Source organism: Campylobacter concisus, from assembly GCF_002165815.1.
GTDB lineage: Bacteria > Campylobacterota > Campylobacteria > Campylobacterales > Campylobacteraceae > Campylobacter_A > Campylobacter_A concisus_BH.
This window is the reverse complement of record NZ_NDYN01000010.1, coordinates 35,087-52,656: the sequence shown is the minus strand read 5'-3', so window position 1 is coordinate 52,656 and position 17,570 is coordinate 35,087. Positions and strand designations below refer to the sequence as shown.

The following is a 17,570-nucleotide window of genomic DNA, read 5'->3' as shown; positions in this document are numbered from 1 at the left end:
AAGGACATCCTTTTCGAATACAATAAAATTAAGTTTAAATTTAAGAATATACTTTTACAATACTGAATTAAAGTATATTTAATTATGCTTACACCTAGTATTTAATATTAAAGGCTACTATGACTTGGTCTGAATGGTTAGAGAAACATAAAGTATTATTAAATCAGCATCCAGCAGACTATGAGCGAGAGTTCGTCCTAAGAGTGTTATCTAAAGTTAGTTCTATAACGCCTGATATGGTTGTTCCACAATTTAATTTCAAAGATCATAATGGTAAAAATAGATATATAGATTTTATGGTTGTAGTAGGTAAAGATACTTACTTAGCTATCGAACTAGATGGTAAAGCTAAGTTTGACAACTACAACATATTCGACGACACAATGATGCGACAAAACGATCTTATTAAGCAGTTTAATCACTTACTTAGATTTACAAATAATCAGATGTTAAATGAAACAAACTGGGTTATTGATAGTATTACAGAATATATAAAGGAGCTAAAAATACCAAAAATACTTGATCTAGAACTAACTGAAGAAAAACTTATCCAATTCGAAACCAATAAAGCGATAGAAGAAAACTTACAAAAAATTGAGAAAGAATTAAAAGAAGTAAAACAAGAAAATAATTCCATGTCTTTCGGCACTGCCGTCTTAATAGTAGCATTAGCTTTAATAGTTCTTATTCTTTTTTCTAGTATTGCTTTTAAACCTAATAAAACTATTGAAGTAGTAAAGGAGCAACCTAAGCCTACTTACATACAAGCAATTGATGCGAAAAATCATATTGGAGAGTATAAAGAAGTCTGTGGATTCATTGCAGATATAAAGCAGTTTTCTAAAGGGGTATACATTAATTTAGATGGTAAGTACCCTAATATACCTTTTACTATTGTAGTTTGGGAAAGAGATTTTAATTCAGAACTAGACAAGGCTTTAGATAAGATAATCCCTACAAGTAAGATTTGTATTCATGGAAAGATAGAAAGTTTTAAAGATAAACCTCAAATATCATTAACAGAAATAAGGCAGATAAGAAAATGGGATTAAAAGAACTCTTTATCAGTACGTTAGAAGATGTTACACATACTATGAAAGCATTTGAGAAACAAACTCAGATAGATTTAGAAAAGCTAAAACGACAAAATGTTTTAATTAAAAATAGTAGTCTTAAAAAAGCTCTTGAATATTCTAGAAAAACTTTATTGTTAGAGAGATTAGATAAACCTTCTACTGCAGAGAGTAAAAAGATATATCAAGATATAGAAACTTTTCAAGAACTAGTAAAAGCAGAAGAGATTAGTGGAGATTATTTTGAGATTGAATTAAATGAAGATAGTCCATTAAGCAATGAATATCTCTTATATTTTAAGATAAATTTAGCTACCTTAGTCGATAAAATTATAGAGAACAATAAACTTACTTCTAATTATAAACAAGCTTACGAAGAATATAAGTTTATGCAAAAGAAACTCTACACTAAAATAAAAAAAGGGCAATAATGAGTAAGATTGAAGATATTGTAGCTGATGCAGAAAAAAAAGCTAAAAAGAAGTTAGACGAGTATAGAACTAAACAAGAAGCAGAGCTTCAAGCTAAGCAAGTTCAAGCTGATTTAGATAAACGAATAGCTGATCGAGAGCTAGAACTAAGAAGAGAACAATATCTAAAGGATAAGTTCTCTAGTGATCCTGATAAGTATACGAAAGCTATGGTAGCTAATAGTATTAGTACTAAGTTTAATCTTGACAGTCTTATAGGTATCTCTAAAGTACTTTCAAGCGAGTCTTCCGTTGTATCCCATAACGAGTTACAGACGGAAGAAACTAGATTTACGACAGCCGTTTTGTTTCTAGCAGGCTTTGTACTTATAACTATTTTTGCAGTATATCTATCTAATAGTTATTAATTTCTAAGTAAATTAAACCAAGTAGAAGAAGATGGTCTGTTGGTAAGTGATCCTGCTAGACGAGCATCATTCTCTATAGCATTAGCTTTCTTTTCTCTCTTGACATATCTTTCCCAATTACGTTCTCTTTTATAATTAGCAAAATCTTCTATGAAAGTTCCCATACTTTCTTTGTCTGGAGTAGGTAAAGTAATTCCTAAAGACTTTCTTTTCTTACCGTTACTATCAGTATAACCTAATTCATAACTATTCGCATAAGTTAAACCAGTAGCTTGTTTAGGACCTTTATGCTGTTTAGATACAAACTGAGCAAGATCTTCAAGAAGGTACGCTATATCTTGATCTTTATCGCCGAATGCCTGAAACTCACCTTGCTTTAATGCTTTCATTGCATTAAACTCCTCAGGATTTTCTGCTACTTTTAGAACTGCTTGAAGCATTTTAGGATTACTGCGTAAATTAATCCCTTGCTTTCCAGTAGGCATGACTAAAGGTACATAAGCTAAAAAATCTCTAGAAATATTACCATTAGAGTCAGATAGAGTAGTTTGTTTTAGATTTTCGAAAACTTTAGGATCTGCTTCTTTAGCTTCATGCCAAAAGTTTTGTTGCATATCCATAAGAGCTTCATTAGAAGTAGAAGAGTTTCTTATTTCTTTAGCCAATCTTTCATACTTATTAATTTCTGGACTCCACCCAAATTGTTGGTTACCAAAATCATCTCTACCTTGTATAGCTTTTTTCATTTCTGTTTTAGAAAAAGGATCGTACACTTTATAGAAACCTACATTGTTTAATTGAGAATTGAAATGCTCTTTTTCTAAATACTTTGTATCTGCTAGCATCTTATCCATGTCTGTAAATATTGGATGTTTCTTTTTATACTCCTCGTAGAACTTTCCTTCTTCACTTTCTTTATCGTATGTAGCAGGTATCTTTAAAAAACTTCCAGCTCCATCAGGATATAGAGTATAAGCTTTATCCTGATTATACTCATCTGCCAGTGTTTCTCGTAAATACTTATTTTGAGCAGAATCTACACGATTATGAAGTACGTCATCCCTAAATTTAGAGTTAGTATTCATTATAGGGAGCATTGATTGAGCATAAGATTTTAAAACATCTTCTGGTAAAGCAAGAAACTCTTCTGGACTCAAGCTAGAAATATTCTTCAACTGTTGCTGAGATAAAGTTCTATCAGAGTATTTCTTTTCTGGACTAACTGGTTTACTTAAATCTGTTGGCTTTTTCCAGACATACTCAAAATCTAATGTATTAGGGTTTAGTTTTCTTTCATACTCATCTCCAGTAGATGGGTCAATGAATTTACCATCATTAGTTTGCTGTATATTAGGACGAGGAGAAGTAGAGTCACCAGCTCTCTGAGCCATCATAACCTTATCTCGTTCAGCATTGTACCAATCTCTATTAGCATTCTCTTTATCTATTCTAGCTTGAGCTTCTTTTTCAAGTAGTTCAGCTTGTCTAACCGCAGCAGGCTTACCGAATACATCATTAATCATTTTATACTCATTCTGTAGATTGTTAAATCCCCATTGAGCTTGATCGTTCTGTATTCTCTGGTGAGTGTTTCTTAGATTACCATATTGATTTTCTATGCCTTGTCCTATATTCTTTAAACGATTGTTTTCAAGAAGTAAAGGATTATTCTCTGCATCGAAATCTATCTCTTGTTGAGTCTTAGTATTCTGCTTATCTCTAAGAGTATTTAGTAACTCTTCACTCTTTACTTTTAGAGGATTAAGCTTCTCTTGTAGTTCGTTATCTAACGTTAGATTTCGATTCCTAAGACCAAAGTTCTCCACCTGTAAAGGGTGGAGTTCCTCTAGTCTTTTCTCTTGCTGATACCTATTCCAAGCTTCTTGCATTGCAGAGAATGTTCTGAAGTTATCACTCTTCATAGGAGAGTCGAAGTGAGGTATCGAGATATATTGTTGAGGATTATAGTATGACATATTATGCTCCGTAAGCTGCTGTTAATGCTGCTCTCTGACCTTTAAGCCTATTATATTCAGCTCTATCTCTTGCCATATTCTCTTTAAAGGCATCTCGTTGTAGTTGCATATTCTCCATCTGCTCTTTATAGAGTCTATTATTCTTACGCATATCTTGTAAACCTGAGTAGATACCATAAGCACCCATAGCTAAGCCACCTATGTTACCTAGCATTTCTCCATTAGTACCTCTAGTTACTGTAGATCCATCAGCTAATGTAGTAGTTGTACCACCACCATTCCACCAGTTACGGATACCATCCCAAGCATTAGTTAAAGCATTGCCACTATTATTAGGGATTGTTAAGTTTCTACCAGCTAATGTAGATGTATTGCTTGTATAAAATTGTTTAGGAGCATAACTCCCACCTAGTTGCATACCAGTACCATTAAATCCATTAGATTGAAGCCAATTAGGGATATAGGTAGACTGATTTAGTATACTATCTTCAATATACGCCATTTTTTCTCCTTTATTTAAATCTGTTATAAGAGTCTTGCTCTAAAAATTCTGAAGCTCTAAATAGCTCACCTGTAGCCATTGCATTCTCTTGAAACTCAGCTATTGAAAAAAGAGTTAAGAGTTCTTGCATGGATTCGTTATTTATATCTATGTTAAACTCTTCTAAATTAAGAGTACTGTCTGCAGATTCTGCTTTAGCTTTCTCCGCTTCAGCTAGAGCTTTAAGATCTTCTATGTCTGCAGCTAAATCTCTTACTTCTCTGTTTTTCTTATCTTGATTAAAAGTACTCGTTATACTAACAGCTGTACTTGCCGCTTGCAAGGCTAACATTGTAGTAGCCATATTAGCTCCAAGTTTAGTAGCTCCAGATAAGAATCCAGACATACCACCATACATAGATAAAAGATTTCCACCTATTTTCCAATATTTAGCATTAGGACCTTCACTATCCTCAGCAGCAAGAGACATGATGCTTCCTGCCATCGAAATAAAGGCAGCAGCTCCTCCACCTGAAGAACCTGCGAAGACAGCACTGGCTATAGGGACAAAGACTATTCTAAAAAAATCTCCAAAATGTGTGCTTTCTTTTTCTTCCCACTCATATTTAGTAGTAATTTTTAGAGTACTTAAAAAAACTTCTAATTGAGCTACATAAGGAGTTCTATACCATAATCTAGAAGGCATAGGAGGAATGGCATAAATAGCTTCAGAGTATGCTGTTGCAATATCCCACGAAGGATCAAAATTAGGTCCATAATGATACCTACTCCTAAGATCGTAAGTCATAGGTTGAAAAGCACTTACTGTTTTTTTTCTAGTCCTTCTTTCTTGGATTTCGTATTGAGTAGATTCCATTACAGTAAAAACTTCTTCTCCTCGATTAAACCAAGTTTTACCTGTAGTCTTTTTATACTCATCAGGATCTACTTTAATGTAAGGAAAAAGACCTTTAAATGTTTGAGGAACTACACTTGTATTAACATTAGGATTATATTCTCCTACTCTTATTCCTTTCGAATAAGGACCTTTATAAGGTATTAGGGTAAAAGTATTCCCACCTTTCATTAAATCTTTAGGATTTACAAAACCTACAGTGAAATCTTCGTCTAGTATTCTCATCAGTCTGCTCCTAAAGAATGCTCATAATCATCGCTGTGATCTACTATAAGCCCAGTATCTGTGTACCATATATCGAATATAGTATCTAAACCAGAATAGTCAGAACTATGCCCATCATCATCTGTATTGCGACAAAAAAAGAAGCTAAGATTTAACCCATACTGAGTAAATTTAGAAAAAATCTTTTTTTCTACTTGTTCTTGTGTAGAGCTACTCCAATCTGGTATATTTAAGTATAAGAATAATTCATTACACATCAGCTCTGATCCTGTATAGCATATTTTAGTCATAGGTTCATTTATGATTTCTCTCTTTATAAGTTGAATATTAAAAAAGTACCTACCTACCCAATATACACTTCTAGGAGCTTTTTTAATATCTTCTCCAGTAGAGGCTATCTCTTCAAAATATTTATAGATTGTGTGTAAATATTTTTGCCAAAACTTATTTTCTCGCACTCTCTTATACAAGAACCAAGTTAAATCTAGATATTGGCTAATCTTAGCTGTTGCAAGATTTTTAGTACTCATCATTTCGTGAACAAGATCCTTGCCTTTAGGGTCTTTTTTACTTCTTTTAGGTGTAGACCTTTCTTTATATCCAGCTTTTTCTAGAGCCATCCGTGCGTACTTATTACTATAAATAGATGTAGATAAAGGATACTCTGCAGCAAGATATTCTGCTCTAGCACTACGTTTAGTGGCTATACTATCGCTATTTTTACCAAAGTAAATACCTCTTTCTTTCTTGAATTCATATTCTATAAAATAAGGACTATTCTCTTTAAAAAGTAGTCTAAGATCATTTACCCAGTTATCCACTTCTACAATTTTAGAAACTACTTCTATTTTTAATTGAGAAGTAGTTGTACCTTCATTGTTTACTTTTTCTTCCGTATGCCCTTTCCATGTTAGTCCTTGAGATAATCTAAATAGAACTCTTTTAGTAGCTTCATCTACATCTTTATCGACTTCGATTTCAGTAAGATGTAACTCAATATTCTTATCTAAAGGATCTATATTGAAAGTAGTTTTAATTTCTTCTAATAAGAGAGGCTGATAGACACTCTTAATATAATTTTTAAAAGAAGTAAAAATACCTATATCACTCAAAAATACTCTTTGATCTACTTTATACTTAGAATCGTTTTCTTTTTCTTGTATAACTAGTGCAGAAGTACTCCCTAAATACTTAAAAGTATATCCATCTTTTAAAAACTCTTTAGAAGTAAAATTATATTCGATTTGTTTAGATATAATATATTCTTCCGCTAAGGTATTCATAAAACCTAATTGGTAAGATTTTATCTCTCCTTGAATACCAGTTACTTGTTTTATTCGTTCAAAATCATAAGTCACAATATAAAAAGCAGTTTTTCGACTATACGGTAGTTTAAACTTTACAAAACCTGCTTCATGCTGAAAATTAATATCTAGAATATTTTTATATAGTGCTTTATTATTAGAGATTTTTCTGTTTTTCAAGTTTAAAAATTTTTCTAAATAACTCTTTTGTATAGGGTTTTTATAAGCTTGTCCTATTTTATTTTTCTTAAGAGGATCACTTACATAAGGAATAAAAAGGGTTTTATCTCGTTCAACAGTTTTAGAAAACCAACCCATAGCGATAATCCTATAACTCTATGCCACTAGGTTCTCCACCCTTCTCTATTCTATTTTCTACCTTATATTTCTTCTTAGCTTCCCAATCAGTTAAGCTTGAAGCTCTAAGGTCATCATAGACTTCAGATAGTGAAGATGCTTTTAATGCTTTAGGGAATGCTGCTGCATTCTCATTGAAATCTAGCATACCAGAGGCGAATATCATTGAGAAAGACTCTAGCTGAGATTGAAGTAGTTTTAGTTTTAAGTTATCACTAAAGCCTTCGATCTGTCTATCGTATACTTTAGTTTGTGCTCTTAACTGCTCTTGTTTTAGTTTATTAAGAGCTTCGTCTTCATCAGCTTGATTTTCTTTTAGTTCTAGTTCTGCTATCTTTAGTTTTAGTTCTGCGTTAGCTATAGCTAGATTAACAGACTTGTCTATTGCTGCTGAGACTAATTGAATGTAGGCTTGGGCGTATGTATCGCCCAATATCCTACCATTATCGTATTGAATACGAAGATTCTCGTCAATAGCGTGCATTAAGACATCGAAAGCTCCTTCACCTAACCATTGGAGTCTGTTTTCTCCATAGAATTCTTTAGATAATACTTCACCTGAAGTAATGTCATTAGGCTCTACCTTTACATTCTTATAGTCAGTTGTGATCTTTACTTTAGTCTTAGCCATTGATTAGTCCTCGAAGCTGATATTATATTTATTAACTAGCTCTACCTTAGCATTACCTGTTCTTCTACCATTAATCACTTCATCACTATGAATAGGTATTCTAACGTCCTTAGCAGAGTCTATAAGGCATTGCTCTAGTTCTACTGGTACATTTAGAGGCACTACTTTAGATAAGTTAAAGAATTGATTTTCACAAGTTAGCATAACTGCATTAGTTACATCATTATCTCTCTTATCGTTAGATGTAATAGTTACTACTCTAGTTTTAAAAGCTTCTTTCTTAACACTTGCTACAAGTGCTTGTAGATTAGTAACCTCTTCTACTTCAGAAGTCTCAACTTCTTCATTGTTTTCGATCTCGATATTCTCATCTTTTTTCTTAGCCATAATTTATCCTTTATTTAGATTTAAGTTATCCCCTAGTTATAGGGGATAAAAGGTATTAAGCACTTGCTAGAACTAGAGTTTTCAATAGTTTCTCTTCTTGCAAGATAATACCTGCATACCAGAAGCGATAACTAAAGAAGCCTTTAGTGCCATAAGGATTGCTCAACTCAGTTTGTTTAGGATCTTGAGATCTAAATGTAATCTTATCTTGTCCTTTAAGACCTACAGTAGCGAATGCACCTTTAGTTGGGAACAAGATAGGGAATACATCGAACTTACCTGTACCAGCAGCACCAGTGTAAGATAATGTACCAGTATATCCAGCAGGTACAGTAGCACCTTTACCACGATATACTACAGCTGTCTCACTCTCAATAAATCTAACCTCGTGCATAGCACCAACTTCACCTTCAGCTAGGTTACTAGCATCAGCATATTTATAAGCTGGGATATATGCAAACTCTTCAGTATTGTTCTTACCTCTAGTAGTATTCTCTAGATCGAACTTAACCTCTGGTCCGATAATTGCATAGTAAGCTCTATTAACAGTTCTAGTATCGATCTTATTAGATCCTGTAACTATCTCTGTATTCTTCTCAGCTCTGTTTCTAACGAGCTTCTTAACAGCTCTTCTTAGAAGGTCGTAGCTTATCCTGTATTGGTCATCTAGTGTACCACCAGCAGTAATACCATTACCCATTGTAGCTAGGTTAGTAGCTAGACCTGAGTAAAGTACGTTACCTGTACCAAGCATATCTAGTTGGATTAGATCTTCGTTTCTGACGTTAGCTAAAGCACCAAGCTCTTCACGATACCTAGTTTGCATAACGTCTTCACTAAATAGCTCTACTTCATCAGTATACTCAATCATTTCACCATAGCTTGCACAAGTAGTTTCCATAGTTACTTTCTGAAAAGTTACTTGATTTCTAGCACCACTACCTTCTGGTAATTTAGCTTGATTAAGACCGTTAGTAACATCTTCTACGTTTCTGCTTGACAAGAAACCATACTTAGCAAAATCTGCTGCATTTAGATCTCTATCGTAGATATGTTGCCATCTAGAAATCTTATACTTCTTACCACTCTTAGTTGGCATAGATTTTCTATCAGCGAATTGAGCATATACGTTCTTAGCGTTAGCTGCATTTATACCAGCTCTATCGTACCAATGTAAGATAGTATTAGCACCACTTGTTGAGTTGTTACCGTCTTTATATTCCATAACTGCCATAATTGTTTTTCCTTTTAGAATCTATTTTGGAGCGATTTATACCAAGCGTTATACTCATCATCATTGTCTTCGTCAAGATAATTAATAACGCTCTTCTTATCCGCTCTAGAACTAGGGAGAGCAGCACTAGCTTTAGCTCTTGTTCTGATCGCTTCCTCTTTAGCTTTAGTAGCTATAGCTTGTTTTTCTATCTGCTCTTGCCTAGTAAAATAATCTTGACCTGCTTTAAAGTAATACTGTAAAACAGGTTGTTGATAACCATCTAATGCCGCTAGCTTTAGAGCTTCTGGCATTACCTTCTCATATATACCGTTTTTAACATCATCATGCAGACCCTCGATATTCTCAGTATTACTTAACAAGTACTGCTTAGATTGCGGATCGAGTACCTCGAAAGCATTCTTAGTTTTCTCGAACTCTGGATCTCTAGCTAGTCTTGCAATAACATCTTGAGTATTTTGAGCTTCAGCTTGTTCTGCATATCTAGTTGGGGTATATTTCCCATCGTTCTCAGGAAGATCGTAAACATCTATTCCACTAGATTTAATAAGAGAAGAGATTGCATCTTTATTTCCCTTTTTAATATCTATAAGTAGGTTAATATCGTCTTCACTGATACCATTCTGCTCGATTGCACTTATAGTTCTTCTATAAGGTGCAATAGTCTGCATTTTCTTGGTATAGTCCATAGCTTTAGGAGCTAAGCGTATAAGCTCGTCTTCACTAAAGTCATACTCCATACCATTAGCTTTTATTTTATAAGTCTTAGGTTGTGGAGTCTCTTGAACAACTTGCTCAGTAGGTTGTTCCACTTCCTCACTTACAGGCTCACTAACTTCTTCAGTAATAGGTTCTTCTACTTCAGGAGTAACTTCTTCTTCTACAGCTTGAGGAGCTTCTTCTACAGGTTCTTGTACCGCATTAGCTCTCTCGTCTATAACCATCTTCTCTAGCTCTTCATCAGTAAGATTGTTTAATTGCTCTTCAGTCATTATCTATTCTCCTCTGCCAATGCTGATCCAGCTAATGATGGTATAACTGTAAATAAGTATTGTTGTAAGTTAGCTACAGATACAAGCTCTTCAATAACGTCAGGTCTTTCACCTCGTTTTTTGACATCACCTCTACCTAGTAAGCTTACTCCACTCAAGGCTTTATCTTTTAGATAACCTTCTAGAATAACCTTTTTAAAGTCTTCACTTTTTAGCAATCGTCTAAGAGCTTTATCTAGCTCCACCCAGTAACTATTGTCTACAGATTCAAGTTCATCTAGTACTTGTTCTTCCATATTTTCCCCTTTATTAGATTATAAATATTGTTGCTTAGGACTCTGAAGTAATTTCAGAGTTTCTCTATCTATGTTAAATTGATTTTGTAATTGCTGTCTTTGTAAGGCTTCTTTCTCCTTTATCCCACTATATTGATGTACGTAATCTAAGTCAGTCTTATCTGCCATAGAATTAAGATTCTTAGCCTTAGCTAACTCAGTTTGTACCTTAGCTCTCTTAACATCTTGATCTACTGTATTCTCACCAGCTTTAGCTTGAGTATTAGCTATCTCAGCTTGTAGTAACTGCATTTGTAGTTGTTGCATCTGTTCTGCCATAGGATCAGGTTCTGGTTTATAGTCCATAATCATCTTAGCGAGATCAGGCATTCTATATAGCTGAGCTATCTGAGCCATAAGTATCTTTCTCAATCTAGGATCTTCACTAGGACCTACAGTCTGCAATACGAAAGCTAACTCTTGAGCTTTAGCTCTGTTGTCATCACTCGTAGATATACTTAAATCAATATCTATGTTGGCACCTAAGTCATCTCTCTTTAGATATACGAAGGTATCATTAGTTATTCTGTATTGAGACTCTTCATCTAAGAACATAGCATCGTAAGCTAACCATTTTCTAAGCAATGGCTTAACTAGATTTTCACTTATATTTCTAACTATGTTTAGCCTTCTAGTACTAGCACTATCTATAGCACCTCTGATGGATGTTGCGGTGCTGCCTAATGCATTTCCATTGATACCTGTATTAAAACTAGCTACGCCAGTAATGCTCTCTGCTTCATTGTTCATTAATGTAAGTACATTGAATATTGAGCTAGGTAGCTCATTAAAGTTGCCTATAAAGAAGTCTGAAGCATAGTGATTAAACTCGAAGTTCTCACCATTGAGAAATCTCTGTTTATTGTATTCATCAAGACTACCTTTCTTTATACCCTTCTGACCATTATTAGATAAAGCCATATTATCGATAAAGCCTCTATAGATTGCAGTTTTGATCTTTTGAATATCACTTAGTAACTCTGCATTAGATTCTCCATATAGTTTAAATGGTATAGCAGAGAATGGCACTATTAAAAATGGAGGCTTCTTATCAGGAAAAGGATTAGCCTCTAACCTAATAATTGTATTGTCTATCCAAGTACATACAATAGGCTCTGCTATGTCATCACCATTGATGTCATAGTTACCCCAGTATTCGTGTACTACTATTTTCTTTCTAGCAGTATCGCTAAATCTAAAGCTAGTGCTATCTTCAGTAATGTACTCAGTATCGTTAGTGCCTGTTAAGCCTGTAGGTATTTTAATCTTGTCTAGATTTTTATATATACCTGCTTGCTTAAGTGTAGTCATATCAGTCTCATATCTATAGATAACGAACTGACATTTATCCATGTCATCTTGGCAAGTAGGATCTATGAATATATCTTCATTTCTGCATACCATAGCTGTAGGGTGATTCTTGACTGGCTTAGTCTTTCTTACTCTTACTTTAGTTATCAGAGTAGGTTCTATACCTTGAAGAATACTAGGATCAGCCATACCTTGATTTATAACTTCTATAGCTCTCTGATAATCAGGATTAGGTATCTCTCTATCCTCTTGTACTTCTACTACCTTTTCTTCGTACTCCCAACCTGTTCTAATAACTACAGTACCTTCTTGATCTAGAACCTTTAAAGCTTTAGTCATAAAGTTATATCTGCTAAACTGCCTACAGAATTGAGTATTGAGTAGTACTTCTATCTTAGGAGCTATCTCAGCATCTTCTGAAGTAACTGGATTAGCTTTAATAATATCTGGAGTAGATACGAAAGGTTCTATTAATGCAGCATGTTGCCATTCTGATTGTTTCTTAATATCTCTAGATACTAATTTAGACCTACCATTAACTTCATTGCCATAAGGCTCTGCATTGTACTCACTCTTCCATCTAGCTATTTTCTGATCTAACTCATTTCTGAGTAACTTAGATGCAGTAAAGTCTGCCTTTAAATTAGAGAGCAATCTAGCTTCAGTTATGTTGTCAATCTCTATCATAGTCAGCCTCTATTCTTACTTCATTTAAATATCCATAACTGAGCTCTAGAAACTTGTTTAGAGTAGCCTTAGAGTTAAACACTCCATTCTTGTCATAGCTATCACCTAGTAAGATACATCCTTCAGTATCCTTAGGGTAGTTACCATTATGGATTAAGATATATCTAGATCTAGGTACTAGATTGTTGTATAGTAAGGGTAGTGATCTCTTAAATCTAGGAGAGTTATGCCATACTACATTATAAGCACCTACAGGTATTCTTCTATCTTTACCACTCTCTGTAGTATCTCCACCAGCAGGCTCTAGTGTATAGCCTTGTAAGATAGCCCTATCCTTATCCATTAAAGAAAACTTACCTATTGTTCCATCAGGTATATTTCTAAATCTAGTAATGTTTAAAATCAATCTCTTCTCCTTTCGTTTCCATCCCAATCGTCTTTACATCTAGGGAAAGGTCCTATGCCATACTTAGCTAGAAAAAAATCTCTAACCATAACTAAGGCATCACTGCCGAACCATGCACCTATTCCACAAGATGCATAGCTTACTTTCATATCTTGACAGAAATAAAAGACCAATTCATAGACTATATATGCACTAAATACTCCGTCAAGGATTCTGTTAAAGAAATGAGAAAAACACTTCTTGCGAGAACTCTTGAAGAAAGAGATAATGCTGCCTATAGTACCTATGAATACCACGTACCATAAATAATGTATTTCCACTTTTCTCATGTCCTAAATACCGTTAAGAGTTTAGCAGGGGAGATTATGGCATTGATCACTCCTTGTGTAATAGCCCATACCGTTAGGGCAGTCTCCATACTGCTGAACATACGATCGTATAGGCAGAATAGCCCATAACCACAAACCCCTATAAAAACTCCCCCTAGCACTAGAACAATAATGCGTTTAAGCATACTCTTTGGTCTAGGTAAACCTTTTATCCCCATTATTTACTCCCCTTGTAACATTGAATAAGCAAGTCCTCAACATGAGAAAAATACTTCATTAATTCTTCGAATGTCTCAGGCTTAGCAGGATCGTACTCAGGCTTAACAGGTAGAGTATTGACACATCTAATAGGCATGTACTTTTCTTGATACTCAATCTGAGTAACAACCTCTGGCTTAGCTGAACAACCTACTAAGAATAAGATACTACTTAAGAGGCTTAGCAGCTTCATTAGCTATCCTTTCATAGTAGTTAAGCTTAGATTCACAACTATCACTAGGCTTAGTTATATACTTGTACTTAACTTCAATCTCAGGTTTTTTAACTACTTGAACGCTTAGATTCTTTATCGCTTCATTCTGCTGATCTAAACTATTTCTGCATAGAGCTAGTTTAGAATCTGCTAAAGCTTTATCTAGGTATAAGCTCTTATATTCTTCTTGTTTATCTCTAAACTGCTTTTCTAGATTAGCTACCTTATCAGAGTAGTACATATAGCCTAAGCCGATAACTAAAGTTATGACAGCTAGTATTGCACTGCCAGCTTTACTGAGTGAAAAGAACTCTAAAATTGCTGAGAGTATATTTCCCATTTTAATCTCCATATCTAAGTAAGTGGTACAGCCTTACACTCCAGTAAAGCACCGTAACTTCTATCTTGTTTACATTTAGGTCTATTAACATCTCTTTAAAAGTATTATCCGCAGACCTAAAAGTAATACTCTTTTTTTCGATAACTATATCGGTAAGATAATCATGAACTATAGCTGCACTAAGATATTCTGCCTTGTTAGGTGGGAAGATACTCCAGAATATTCTAGGAACACTGGCACCATCTGTTATATAGCCTTTAGGTATAACAATATCTCTATACCTATAGTTCTCTACTAGTTCGAACTGATACTTGCCTACAGGCTTTAGAATAGGTCTATTAACCATTGTCTCTTACCTTCTTGAATGGATGAATACTCCATACAGTCTTTAGCTTGATCTTGTCTTCAGGTTCTAGGTAGCTAGCATAATTACTTTTAGTCATACCAGCTATATCCATCAGCTTCCAACCTAGGTATATTCTGCAGTAGTACTTCTTAGAGTATCTGATTACCTTGTATAACCCAAACCTAGTCTTACCATTATTCAATCTACAAGTTACCTTGCACCAAGTACTCTTAGTACCATTATTACTAGTAGCATGTATATCCCCTATCGTAGTAACTGAAGCAGGATCTATAGTAGATACTCTTACTCCTGCTACTTCACTAGAGTAATAACCTATCCTATTTCTAAATAGCCAATGCAATCTAGCTTTATACGATCTATTACTAGGTTCAGGATAATGCTTTTCTCTCCAGCCACTATCACCATTAATAGCAGCACACTGACTATCGTAGTAGTCATTAGCATCCTCGAACCATCTAGCCCACCTAGGTAGGTGATCGTCTTCTCTCTTAGTAAATACTAAAGCTATAGGTACAACTATATAGGACAATATTTCTAATACTATCTCTACTACTATTGTCCTTATTAGCTGTAGTATCTCTTTAATTGTTAGCATTCTTTTTCTCTTTAGGTCTAGTTCGAACGACATCAGTGAACTCGTCGTCATCGATGTACCAAAAAGGTTTCTCTCCATTGTCATAGTACATCTTGCCGAAATCGTCAGGATGTGTAGCTAAGTGAGCTATTACCCTGTAGACGTTCGTCATATTCGAGTTATCCCACTGATCGCATTTTCTAGCACGTAAGAATATAAGCATAGGGCATAGGATTACTCCTAAGACAAATGCTAGTAAAGCAACTAATGCATATCCCATCTTGTTCTCCTTATAGCTTACTAGCTTCTAAGAAGAAGTTATCTATAGCATTATCGTCCATACCTAATGCCTTAGCCATCTTCTGTAGTAGAGGACTAGTAATCTCGATGTCTCTAGCATACTCAAACTCTATCTGAGCTTCTTTATCTGCTTTAACTAATGCTTCAGCTTGCTCTAGTAGGTTAAGCTTAAGTAGCTGTAGCTTTAGTTGTCTTACAGTTATCTGCTTAGGTACAAACTGCTTCCAGAAGTTATCTATAGCACTGATAGTATCTGGATTAGTTATAAGCCACTTACTATAAGCTTTTTCATTAGTAGTCTTTAGCTTGACACCTTCAGGAGCAGAGGTTATTACCTCGTCTCCTAGCTCTTGTATAAAGTTAGATGTTACATAAATTATCTTATCCATTGCCTTGTCCTTATAGTGTTTGTACAAATCTAGTTATTGGTGTTATTACGTGATTTAAACCGCAAGTACCATTAGCATTGTAACCGCAGGTATAAACCCTACCATCGTTTAGAAGTATCATAGGGTTATTCAAGTTTTCGTAACCTTGAACGTATACTTGCTTGATATTGTCTATATCACTAGTATTGAAAGGTACTCTTGTTAAACTATTAGCTGCATTAGTATGATTTAGTCCTAACTGACCATAACCATTATAACCTGCTGCATATAAGTATCTAACATTGTCAATCTCTACGATTGCATATATCTGACCATATTGTGGTTGAACTGAGTGGTAAGTACCCCAGAATTGTTTTACTTTATAGCTAGTAGTACTGTCAGCGAATACTACTTCTTTAAATGTAACTACGTCAGTTGTAGCATTTACCCCTAATTGTCCTGTAGCACTACTATAACCACAAGCGAATAGCCTACCACTTCTAGTAAGAGCATAAAATGAACCTATACCACATACTTCCATCCTAACGATAGGGTCATTAACTTGTTTATATCCAGATGGGAACATACTATCTTCAACTTTAGTAGGTAACGGATTTCTAAATGCAGGTATAGTCGAGTTACTATTACCCCAAACGTAGTGAGTATTGTCTGAGCAAGAAGCTACGACTACTTTATAAAAGTATTGTGAGCTAGAACTATTGTAAGACATTGAAGCAGTTAAGCTTACTACTTTTTTATCTTGTAGTGCTGTTACCTGTGTAAATGTATTTCTATTAGTTTTATCGTTAAGCCCTAGTTGTCCGTTATCGTTCCATCCACAAGAATACAACTTACCTTTTTCAGTGATTATATAAGCTGAAGTATAATAACTATCATTTAGTATCAAGTCCTTAACACTATCCCCAGCATCTAAAAAAGTAAGGGCTAGTTTAGTAGGTACTGTTAATGCTGTTGTATTACCCATACCTGCGTGACCATAAGCATTTTCACCCCAGAACCACACTGAGCCATCGTTCTTAATTATGCCTGTATTAGACCTACCACCATAATAACCTGGTTTACCTGGGCATACCTTCTTGACATTATCAGTTATCTTTACCCAATCATATTGATTAGCAGTATTTCCTATGCCTAAAGTGTTATAGCCATTATAGCCTCTACCGTATAAATCTCCGTTTTCGTATAGTAAGAAAGTATGCAGATAGTTAGTAATAAGTTGTTTAACCTTCGACTTGCCTTGTAATGGGTGAGGTATATTAATCCACGAAGGCATATTACCAGCTGAAAAAGTATTATGGTCGCTATTATTAGCACCGCAGAATAATAGCTCTTCATTTTCTGTTACTACCATATTTATATAAAAACTTGCATATAGGTTATCTGGTAATAACTTTATTGGTCCGAACTTACCTCTACTCTGTATCTGGCTTAAACTCTTACCACCTATAGTACTAGCATTAACATTTTTTAGTAACTGCTCTTTAGTTTCTCCGTTAAGTGTCTTAGCACTACCGACAGTGATAGCACTATCTCCACCTATAGTTTTAATATTACCGTTATCTGAGTATAGAAGCTTACTTACTTCTGCTTCTCTACCACCTACTTTATCTTTTACTCTGGCAACTGTTATCTTGCTCTCTGCCATA

The 17,570-nt window shown here is 34.6% G+C and carries 20 protein-coding genes; 3 read left to right on the top strand and 17 right to left on the bottom strand.

Annotated elements, in window-relative coordinates; translation table 11 throughout:
- Nucleotides 1-119: 119 nt before the first annotated feature.
- The 3 genes from B9N65_RS10030 to B9N65_RS10020 are packed head-to-tail and all read left to right on the top strand — an operon-like array spanning nucleotide 120 to nucleotide 1,911.
- Nucleotides 120-1,052 (top strand): DUF559 domain-containing protein, encoded by a 933-nt coding sequence (locus B9N65_RS10030; protein WP_087582426.1) that lies wholly within the window; start codon nucleotides 120-122, stop codon nucleotides 1,050-1,052.
- Nucleotides 1,043-1,504, top strand: a complete 462-nt coding sequence (locus tag B9N65_RS10025) for a hypothetical protein (RefSeq protein WP_087582427.1) — start codon at nucleotides 1,043-1,045, stop codon at nucleotides 1,502-1,504. The genes B9N65_RS10030 and B9N65_RS10025 overlap by 10 nt, the downstream gene beginning before the upstream one ends.
- On the top strand, nucleotides 1,504-1,911 hold the full coding sequence (locus B9N65_RS10020; RefSeq protein WP_087582428.1) for a hypothetical protein: 408 nt from the start codon (nucleotides 1,504-1,506) through the stop codon (nucleotides 1,909-1,911). Before B9N65_RS10025 ends, B9N65_RS10020 begins: the two co-directional genes overlap by 1 nt.
- On the opposite strand, the gene B9N65_RS10015 is transcribed toward B9N65_RS10020, so the two are convergent.
- The 17 genes from B9N65_RS10015 to B9N65_RS09920 form a co-directional block, all read right to left on the bottom strand.
- The gene (locus tag B9N65_RS10015; RefSeq protein ID WP_087582429.1) at nucleotides 1,908-3,887 is read right to left on the bottom strand and encodes a hypothetical protein; all 1,980 of its coding nucleotides are present in this window, start codon (nucleotides 3,885-3,887) and stop codon (nucleotides 1,908-1,910) included. The two genes, B9N65_RS10020 and B9N65_RS10015, sit on opposite strands and share 4 nt — an antisense overlap.
- A gap of 1 nt (nucleotide 3,888) precedes the next feature.
- Nucleotides 3,889-4,389 carry a hypothetical protein gene (locus tag B9N65_RS10010; protein WP_087582430.1) on the bottom strand — a complete coding sequence of 167 codons (501 nt, stop codon included), beginning with the start codon at nucleotides 4,387-4,389 and terminating at the stop codon, nucleotides 3,889-3,891.
- A 10-nt stretch (nucleotides 4,390-4,399) separates the two neighbouring features.
- Nucleotides 4,400-5,509 carry a hypothetical protein gene (locus tag B9N65_RS10005; protein ID WP_087582431.1) on the bottom strand — a complete coding sequence of 370 codons (1,110 nt, stop codon included), beginning with the start codon at nucleotides 5,507-5,509 and terminating at the stop codon, nucleotides 4,400-4,402.
- The gene (locus tag B9N65_RS10000; RefSeq protein ID WP_087582432.1) at nucleotides 5,509-7,131 is read right to left on the bottom strand and encodes a hypothetical protein; all 1,623 of its coding nucleotides are present in this window, start codon (nucleotides 7,129-7,131) and stop codon (nucleotides 5,509-5,511) included. The genes B9N65_RS10005 and B9N65_RS10000 overlap by 1 nt, the downstream gene beginning before the upstream one ends.
- A 10-nt stretch (nucleotides 7,132-7,141) precedes the next feature.
- Nucleotides 7,142-7,801 (bottom strand): hypothetical protein, encoded by a 660-nt coding sequence (locus B9N65_RS09995; RefSeq protein WP_087582433.1) that lies wholly within the window; start codon nucleotides 7,799-7,801, stop codon nucleotides 7,142-7,144.
- A 3-nt stretch (nucleotides 7,802-7,804) separates the two neighbouring features.
- The gene (locus B9N65_RS09990) at nucleotides 7,805-8,188 is read right to left on the bottom strand and encodes a hypothetical protein (protein WP_087582434.1); all 384 of its coding nucleotides are present in this window, start codon (nucleotides 8,186-8,188) and stop codon (nucleotides 7,805-7,807) included.
- A 55-nt stretch (nucleotides 8,189-8,243) separates the two neighbouring features.
- A complete protein-coding gene (locus B9N65_RS09985) occupies nucleotides 8,244-9,413 on the bottom strand; it encodes a N4-gp56 family major capsid protein (protein WP_257640012.1) in 1,170 nt (389 codons plus the stop codon).
- A gap of 23 nt (nucleotides 9,414-9,436) precedes the next feature.
- Entirely contained in the window at nucleotides 9,437-10,414 is a 978-nt protein-coding gene (locus tag B9N65_RS09980; protein ID WP_087582436.1) for a hypothetical protein, read from the bottom strand.
- On the bottom strand, nucleotides 10,414-10,710 hold the full coding sequence (locus B9N65_RS09975) for a hypothetical protein (protein ID WP_087582437.1): 297 nt from the start codon (nucleotides 10,708-10,710) through the stop codon (nucleotides 10,414-10,416). The genes B9N65_RS09980 and B9N65_RS09975 overlap by 1 nt, the downstream gene beginning before the upstream one ends.
- A gap of 18 nt (nucleotides 10,711-10,728) precedes the next feature.
- Entirely contained in the window at nucleotides 10,729-12,747 is a 2,019-nt protein-coding gene (locus B9N65_RS09970) for a portal protein (RefSeq protein ID WP_087582438.1), read from the bottom strand.
- The gene (locus tag B9N65_RS09965) at nucleotides 12,734-13,153 is read right to left on the bottom strand and encodes a DUF5675 family protein (RefSeq protein ID WP_087582439.1); all 420 of its coding nucleotides are present in this window, start codon (nucleotides 13,151-13,153) and stop codon (nucleotides 12,734-12,736) included. The genes B9N65_RS09970 and B9N65_RS09965 overlap by 14 nt, the downstream gene beginning before the upstream one ends.
- Nucleotides 13,150-13,482: a phage holin family protein gene (locus B9N65_RS11480; RefSeq protein WP_087582440.1), complete on the bottom strand. Its 333-nt coding sequence runs from the start codon at nucleotides 13,480-13,482 to the stop codon at nucleotides 13,150-13,152. Before B9N65_RS11480 ends, B9N65_RS09965 begins: the two co-directional genes overlap by 4 nt.
- A 425-nt stretch (nucleotides 13,483-13,907) precedes the next feature.
- Nucleotides 13,908-14,294 carry a hypothetical protein gene (locus tag B9N65_RS09945; RefSeq protein WP_087582443.1) on the bottom strand — a complete coding sequence of 129 codons (387 nt, stop codon included), beginning with the start codon at nucleotides 14,292-14,294 and terminating at the stop codon, nucleotides 13,908-13,910.
- Between the two features lies 1 nt (nucleotide 14,295).
- Nucleotides 14,296-14,640, bottom strand: a complete 345-nt coding sequence (locus B9N65_RS09940) for a DUF1353 domain-containing protein (protein ID WP_087582444.1) — start codon at nucleotides 14,638-14,640, stop codon at nucleotides 14,296-14,298.
- A complete protein-coding gene (locus B9N65_RS09935; RefSeq protein ID WP_087582445.1) occupies nucleotides 14,633-15,256 on the bottom strand; it encodes a DUF7338 family protein in 624 nt (207 codons plus the stop codon). The genes B9N65_RS09940 and B9N65_RS09935 overlap by 8 nt, the downstream gene beginning before the upstream one ends.
- 269 nt (nucleotides 15,257-15,525) lie before the next feature.
- The gene (locus tag B9N65_RS09925) at nucleotides 15,526-15,924 is read right to left on the bottom strand and encodes a hypothetical protein (protein ID WP_087582447.1); all 399 of its coding nucleotides are present in this window, start codon (nucleotides 15,922-15,924) and stop codon (nucleotides 15,526-15,528) included.
- A gap of 10 nt (nucleotides 15,925-15,934) precedes the next feature.
- Entirely contained in the window at nucleotides 15,935-17,569 is a 1,635-nt protein-coding gene (locus B9N65_RS09920) for an RCC1 domain-containing protein (RefSeq protein WP_087582448.1), read from the bottom strand.
- Nucleotide 17,570: the final 1 nt, after the last annotated feature.

Excerpts from the sequence above, each read along its gene's own strand:
- B9N65_RS10030 (WP_087582426.1), top strand. The coding sequence starts at position 120 with ATGACTTGGTCTGAATGGTTAGAGAAACATAAAGTATTATTAAATCAG.
- B9N65_RS10020 (WP_087582428.1), top strand. The coding sequence starts at position 1,504 with ATGAGTAAGATTGAAGATATTGTAGCTGATGCAGAAAAAAAAGCTAAA.
- B9N65_RS09940 (WP_087582444.1), bottom strand. The coding sequence starts at position 14,640 with ATGGTTAATAGACCTATTCTAAAGCCTGTAGGCAAGTATCAGTTCGAA.
- B9N65_RS09970 (WP_087582438.1), bottom strand. The coding sequence starts at position 12,747 with ATGATAGAGATTGACAACATAACTGAAGCTAGATTGCTCTCTAATTTA.
- B9N65_RS09995 (WP_087582433.1), bottom strand. The coding sequence starts at position 7,801 with ATGGCTAAGACTAAAGTAAAGATCACAACTGACTATAAGAATGTAAAG.
- B9N65_RS09925 (WP_087582447.1), bottom strand. The coding sequence starts at position 15,924 with ATGGATAAGATAATTTATGTAACATCTAACTTTATACAAGAGCTAGGA.
- B9N65_RS09975 (WP_087582437.1), bottom strand. The coding sequence starts at position 10,710 with ATGGAAGAACAAGTACTAGATGAACTTGAATCTGTAGACAATAGTTAC.
- B9N65_RS10015 (WP_087582429.1), bottom strand. The coding sequence starts at position 3,887 with ATGTCATACTATAATCCTCAACAATATATCTCGATACCTCACTTCGAC.
- B9N65_RS09985 (WP_257640012.1), bottom strand. The coding sequence starts at position 9,413 with ATGGAATATAAAGACGGTAACAACTCAACAAGTGGTGCTAATACTATC.
- B9N65_RS10000 (WP_087582432.1), bottom strand. The coding sequence starts at position 7,131 with ATGGGTTGGTTTTCTAAAACTGTTGAACGAGATAAAACCCTTTTTATT.
- B9N65_RS10005 (WP_087582431.1), bottom strand. The coding sequence starts at position 5,509 with ATGAGAATACTAGACGAAGATTTCACTGTAGGTTTTGTAAATCCTAAA.
- B9N65_RS09920 (WP_087582448.1), bottom strand. The coding sequence starts at position 17,569 with ATGGCAGAGAGCAAGATAACAGTTGCCAGAGTAAAAGATAAAGTAGGT.
- B9N65_RS10025 (WP_087582427.1), top strand. The coding sequence starts at position 1,043 with ATGGGATTAAAAGAACTCTTTATCAGTACGTTAGAAGATGTTACACAT.
- B9N65_RS09945 (WP_087582443.1), bottom strand. The coding sequence starts at position 14,294 with ATGGGAAATATACTCTCAGCAATTTTAGAGTTCTTTTCACTCAGTAAA.
- B9N65_RS11480 (WP_087582440.1), bottom strand. The coding sequence starts at position 13,482 with ATGAGAAAAGTGGAAATACATTATTTATGGTACGTGGTATTCATAGGT.
- B9N65_RS09980 (WP_087582436.1), bottom strand. The coding sequence starts at position 10,414 with ATGACTGAAGAGCAATTAAACAATCTTACTGATGAAGAGCTAGAGAAG.
- B9N65_RS10010 (WP_087582430.1), bottom strand. The coding sequence starts at position 4,389 with ATGGCGTATATTGAAGATAGTATACTAAATCAGTCTACCTATATCCCT.
- B9N65_RS09935 (WP_087582445.1), bottom strand. The coding sequence starts at position 15,256 with ATGCTAACAATTAAAGAGATACTACAGCTAATAAGGACAATAGTAGTA.
- B9N65_RS09990 (WP_087582434.1), bottom strand. The coding sequence starts at position 8,188 with ATGGCTAAGAAAAAAGATGAGAATATCGAGATCGAAAACAATGAAGAA.